This window comes from Dapis purpurea BLCC-M126, assembly GCF_050015975.1.
In the GTDB taxonomy this organism is placed as follows: Bacteria; Cyanobacteriota; Cyanobacteriia; order Cyanobacteriales; family Microcoleaceae; genus Trichodesmium.
Map to the genome: position 1 here is coordinate 1 of NZ_JBNHER010000025.1, position 5,306 is coordinate 5,306.

Below are 5,306 nucleotides of genomic sequence, written 5' to 3' on the forward strand. Positions count from 1 at the left end.
TTGCGTTAGCATTCCGTAGGATAGCGAAACGCTTTTCATGTCGCGCAGCGAAACGCCATATCCAATCGACCAAGAGAGCGGTCGTTAGCGGAGCTTCCCGAAGGGTGGGATGGCGAGGTTTCCCGCTCTTACAGAGCCGCGTTTCATGTCGCGTTTGCGTTAGCATTCCGTAGGATAGCGAAACGCTTTTCATGTCGCGCAGCGAAACGCCATATCCAATCGACCAAGAGAGCGGTCGTTAGCGGAGCTTCCCGAAGGGTGGGATGGCGAGGTTTCCCGCTCTTAACAGAGCCGCTCCGCTTTTCATATCGGCGACAGCCGAAGTGCGTTTGCGCTAGCATTCCGATAGGAAAGTTGTGCGCTAGCTAAACGCCATATCCAATCTCCCCTTGAGAAGAAATAATATTTCCTTATATTCAATCCTCTCGGTTTTAACCAATTGAAGAAGTAAAAAAAATCGCTAATGTTGTGACTAATTTTATAGACATACCCTATGAAGATTTGTCAAATAAATAATTACTTGTGTGAATTGTGTAATAGGTGATATTCGGCAAGTGGGTATATCCCTAAAATGAATTATGTTAAGTTTTGTAAATGGTATGAACAGTATCTGTAAATTTGCCATATTTGATTGATGAAGAATATAGTAGGATGCTTTAGTTGCTTACTTTTATTCCTGGGGATATTAAATTTTGCATAAATTCCCAGAAACTGACTGATTATTAAGTATTGATTTAGATATATACTTGTAAATATAGTCAATTATTAGGGTGCCGATACAAAACAACATCAATCTTAAACAGGTAAAATATGATGATGAAAATAGGTGAAATCCTCATCCGCAGACACTTAATTTCCCCAGCCCAATTAGACCAAGCAATAGATATCCAAGCTTCATGTCGTCAAAAACTTGGAGAACTACTAATGTTTCAAGGTTGGATTCAACCAGATGACTTAGAAATAGCTTTAAGAGAACAATATTGGCGACAAAATGGTTATTGGGTAATTGACTAGCAAGAAAGTTAAAAGTCAAAAGTCAAATCCTCCTTGGAGGGAAGTCAAAAGTCAAAATTCACAAGTCAAAAGTTAAAAGTCAAAAGAATACACTAGAGACGTTTCATGGAAGTTCCCTACTGGGTTTTGGTTTTGACTTGAAGTTATCAATCTGAAAAGTTATGTCATATGCTTGATTTGCATAATTTTTGAAACTATAGCTGATTAATAAATAGAGAACAAAGCTGATTATTCATAAGGCATTCTGTGGGATGCCTATTTTTTTTGCATAAAAAAGGGAGAAATGGCTGATTAATAAATATAGCGCTACGCGCAATTTAGAATTCTGAATTCAGAAGTAATTCCTGACTGAGTTTGAGCATTATAAATGTCTTAACTAACTAACGTAGTGCAGTGCTGTGGAACAAAGTTAAATTCACAACCGAATAAAAATGAAAATCAATTGGCAAAAAACAAGTCTAATTCCTACTTTAGGACTTCTATTTCTGGGAGCTTGCGCTCAAGTCAATAATTTCCCAAGTTCTTCCGGTGTTGAAGTCAAATTTTTAGTCGGCAGTGCTTTAGAAAAATTCTGTAGCCAAGCTGCTACTCAACTCAGTCAACAAAAACTCAAACTCGATAATGGCAAACCTTTTTACTTGAAATGTGAAGCAAAAGGTAGTGGGGATGTGGTAACAGATATAGTTTCTCTGTCTCAAAAATTGAAAAGTGGAGCTATTCAACCAGACTCCCCAGAATTTCCTACCCTAATTTCTGTAGATGGCGAAATTGATCATTCCCAACTTTTGTACAAAATTAATCAAGTCTACCCCGGACAAAATTATATTCCTCAAATTACTGATGCGCCTTTGTTGGCAAATAGTCCGATGGTATTCATGGCATCACAGGAGGTCGCACCTGGGTTACAAAAACAATCAAATATATACCAAGCTCTCGTCAAGGCTCGAACTCACCGAGACCTAGACTTAAATAGTCCCCAACTGCCAATACATTATGTTCATACTGCCCCCACTCGTTCCAATTCTGGTTTGCAAACTTTGGTCGCGCAATTTGCCTCCGTTGCCAATAAACGCCCCGAAAAACTCACCGTTGCGGACGTGCAACAATATCAACCCCAAATTAAAAAAATTCAAAGCAAAGTTACTCACTACGGCGTTTCCACCAGTTCCTTAGCTGAGGATATGGTAAAAAATAGTCCGTTTTGGGCCATCCATCGCTTCTGTTTATGAGTCTTCAGTAATTGAGGCAAATACTGCTAATACTCAGACTCGCTATCAGGCAATTTATCCCAAGTCTACTTTTATTTCTAACATGAGAGGAATTTTGCCAAGTGCTCCTTGGGTAAGTCAGGAGGAAAAAGAAGCTGCCGAAAAAGTAATTGATTATTTGCGATCGCCTACTACCCAAAAAATTCTGACCGACTTAGATCTCAGGCGGGGGATACCGGGGGTGTCCTTGGGAACAAAATTTTCTCCTCAATGTATGATTTGCAAAAACAGCTATTAGCAGTTAAGAGTAAGCAAAAGTCAAGTTCTGGTATTTCTCAACAGCATTTACAACAATTAGCTGCTAGTTTAGAAAGGAATATTCAGTTAGTTAAAGCTGGCAAAGATACTCGGCAAGCAAAATTTTTTAGTCTACATACAATGGTGAAAGATTCAGCCGGATTATTGCAAGAACTAGAAAATAAATTGCGAATTGCCAACTTGAATAATCCTGAAGAAATTCAAGAGTTGCGCAGTTTGAGTTATAAATTAAATAGCTACCAAGACAACATAAAAATGTTTCTTTAAATCCTTATATAGATTTGTAACTAGAAAAGTGAAAATACTGATTTATTTTCTTATTTAAAGAATCAAGTTTGAATAAACAATGATATTTTCCCTGAGATATTAATAAGTACCAGGAAGAAAATGATGAATAATAAACTTGATTCTCTTTCAGTTGGATTATTAATAACAATAAATATTACCATGGTACAAGGGTTAGAAATACAAACAAATAAATTAAATCATAGTTTCTTTAAAGCTGAAATAACTATTATTCAACAAGAAAAAAAATATCAAAAAAATGAACAACCACCTGTTCCAAAGAAAGATGGTACTAGCCGTTAAAATTTATCTAAATATATATCTTAGGGCTAGAGCAATACTACAAACAAAAACTTTTTTATATTTCATGTACAAAAAATTTCTAATCAACTTCTTATTACTTAGTATCATAGCAGGACAATTCCAACCATGACAACTATAAATCATAAATGTCTCAAAAATCGTCGTATTTTTTATGGAATAATTGCTTGTGCAGCTTTAGCTTTGGCTTATGCACTAATCCCAGGATTAAATCAAAAAATTAATGATGCCGATGTAGCAACAGTTTACGAAAGTATCGCCCTTTATCGTTGGCAACAGTCGGGATCTTCTCAGAATAAACCTTATCAAGTTTATTATCTCAACCCCACTGTAGAAACCGTAGCTAGAGTAGTGATCGTCCGCCAGAATGTAAATGGAGCCACTGCTAATGCTGCTGGTAAATTTGTAGATTTCTTGACGCAACCAGAACAACAGAAACTATTTGTGCAGTATGGTTTTCGCCCTACCCACGGTAATATCGATCTGCTCTCAGTTGCTAATAGTCCTTGGAATCAGAATATTCCTGGCGCTCAGGTTAACCCGCAAGTTGATACTTTACCTGCACTACAACCATCTGTTTTGGGAGAAATTCAAAGGTTGTGGCAACGAGTTCAGTAGTTAGGGAAAGTCAAAAGTCAACAGTTATACTTGATAGGTTTACAGTGTTTTTCAGTTGAGTAGATCAGAAAGTAGAGACGTTCCTACAAGAGTCATAATTTTTACCATTAAACTTTTTTCGGCAAAATTATGTCATATCTGCATATCTGAAAGATTACTGAGAAATACACTATATTAAGACTGCTAAAAAATGTTAATTTCATGTTATTGGGAACTGGATATTGTTAGTTTGAGATGAGGAAAATTTACTTTTTGCTGTAACTTCCAGTATTTTTACATATAGAATATTTTTTCTCAATCGTATAACATAGAATTAAGTACAAAAAAAATAGCATAAGTTTAGTACAAATATACATTGCATAGGGATATTCAGGGATAATGTTTTTTATAGGAATTGGCCTCTTGATTCTAGGTCTAATATTAGCAATAGTAGGCGGAATATGGGGCTTAGTTCAAGCTTTTGCTGAAGGCACATTATGGGGTGCTACTTATTTATTAATTCCTTTTGCTTTTGTAATTTTTTATATGGCAAATTGGAGTAAAAGACAAATCAGAAAAAACTTTATCTTGATTATAGTTGGTTTGATTTTGTCTCTTTTAGGGAGTACATTCTTAGGAAATCACATAAATAATAAATTTGTGGTTGATTCTGCTAGTATTCCAGATATTTCAAATATTAGTAATAACTCGGAAAATAATTCTGAAAAGACAGAAGCGATTGAAGTTATTGCCGATCCATTTCGAGAGGGAATAAATGCAGCAACAAAAGCAGCCGAACTTGCCCAAGTTGCTAATACTCAAGCCGAGTGGAATGAAGTAGCAATAACTTGGCATCAAGCTTTGGTTTTAATGAAAGAAGTCCCCGAATCTCATCCTCAATATGAAGCTGCCAAAAATCGGATTGATTTATATCGAAATAATCGGGAAATTGCTAAGAAAAAGGCTGAAAATTAAAGAATTTAGAATTCAGAATTTAGAATTTGATCTTAATACTGTAACTTCTGCAATAATTCTATTGATTTTTAGGTAATAAATATATCATTGAAAAAAGCTAATAGCTCATTGTTAATTACTATATATTAGGAAAAATCAGGAAATGCGTAAATCTAAATTCATCTTAGCAACAATTGTCTCATTATTTTTGGTTGATGAAGTGAGCATTAATCCCCATGGTAATGATATTAGCGAATTAATTAATACAAATGCTTCCATCGCTTATGCAAGAAGAAAAGGAGGACGTAGTAGTAGAAGCAGTTCCACTCGCAGTAGAAGTAGTTCCTCCACTCGCAGTCAACCTCGTGACTCAAAACCCAAATCTACAAACAACAATATAGTTCTACCAAAAACTAATAATACTCGCCCCAGCACAAAACCATCCCCTACTTCCAGTGGCAATTCTAACCGCAGTGGTTCGCTTACCAAACCAAATAATACTTCTACGAACACTAAACCATCCCCTACTTCCAGTGGCACTTCTAACCGCAGTCGTTCACTTACCAAACCAAGCAATACTCGCCCCAGCACAAAACCATCCCCTACTTC

8 protein-coding genes are annotated in these 5,306 nt (G+C 36.1%); 7 read left to right on the forward strand and 1 reads right to left on the reverse strand.

Annotated elements, in window-relative coordinates; all coding sequences use genetic code 11:
- Positions 1 to 810: 810 nt before the first annotated feature.
- The 7 genes from ACP6PL_RS03215 to ACP6PL_RS03245 all read left to right on the forward strand — a co-directional run bounded on the left by ACP6PL_RS03215 (position 811) and on the right by ACP6PL_RS03245 (position 4,718).
- On the forward strand, positions 811 to 1,014 hold the full coding sequence (locus ACP6PL_RS03215; protein WP_426542484.1) for a cyclic di-GMP-binding domain-containing protein, MshE-related: 204 nt from the start codon (positions 811 to 813) through the stop codon (positions 1,012 to 1,014).
- Between the two features lie 431 nt (positions 1,015 to 1,445).
- Positions 1,446 to 2,243, forward strand: a complete 798-nt coding sequence (locus ACP6PL_RS03220; RefSeq protein ID WP_426542486.1) for an extracellular solute-binding protein — start codon at positions 1,446 to 1,448, stop codon at positions 2,241 to 2,243.
- A 94-nt stretch (positions 2,244 to 2,337) separates the two neighbouring features.
- A complete protein-coding gene (locus ACP6PL_RS03225; protein WP_426542488.1) occupies positions 2,338 to 2,520 on the forward strand; it encodes a hypothetical protein in 183 nt (60 codons plus the stop codon).
- Entirely contained in the window at positions 2,493 to 2,807 is a 315-nt protein-coding gene (locus ACP6PL_RS03230; RefSeq protein ID WP_426542490.1) for a hypothetical protein, read from the forward strand. Before ACP6PL_RS03225 ends, ACP6PL_RS03230 begins: the two co-directional genes overlap by 28 nt.
- Positions 2,808 to 2,927: 120 nt before the next feature.
- A complete protein-coding gene (locus tag ACP6PL_RS03235; protein WP_426542492.1) occupies positions 2,928 to 3,128 on the forward strand; it encodes a hypothetical protein in 201 nt (66 codons plus the stop codon).
- A gap of 126 nt (positions 3,129 to 3,254) precedes the next feature.
- A complete protein-coding gene (locus tag ACP6PL_RS03240; protein WP_426542494.1) occupies positions 3,255 to 3,764 on the forward strand; it encodes a substrate-binding domain-containing protein in 510 nt (169 codons plus the stop codon).
- A gap of 402 nt (positions 3,765 to 4,166) precedes the next feature.
- Positions 4,167 to 4,718 (forward strand): hypothetical protein, encoded by a 552-nt coding sequence (locus ACP6PL_RS03245; protein ID WP_426542496.1) that lies wholly within the window; start codon positions 4,167 to 4,169, stop codon positions 4,716 to 4,718.
- A 336-nt stretch (positions 4,719 to 5,054) separates the two neighbouring features.
- Here the strand turns inward: ACP6PL_RS03245 and ACP6PL_RS03250 are convergent.
- A partial coding sequence (locus ACP6PL_RS03250) for a hypothetical protein (protein WP_426542498.1) occupies positions 5,055 to 5,306 on the reverse strand: 252 nt, incomplete at its 5' end.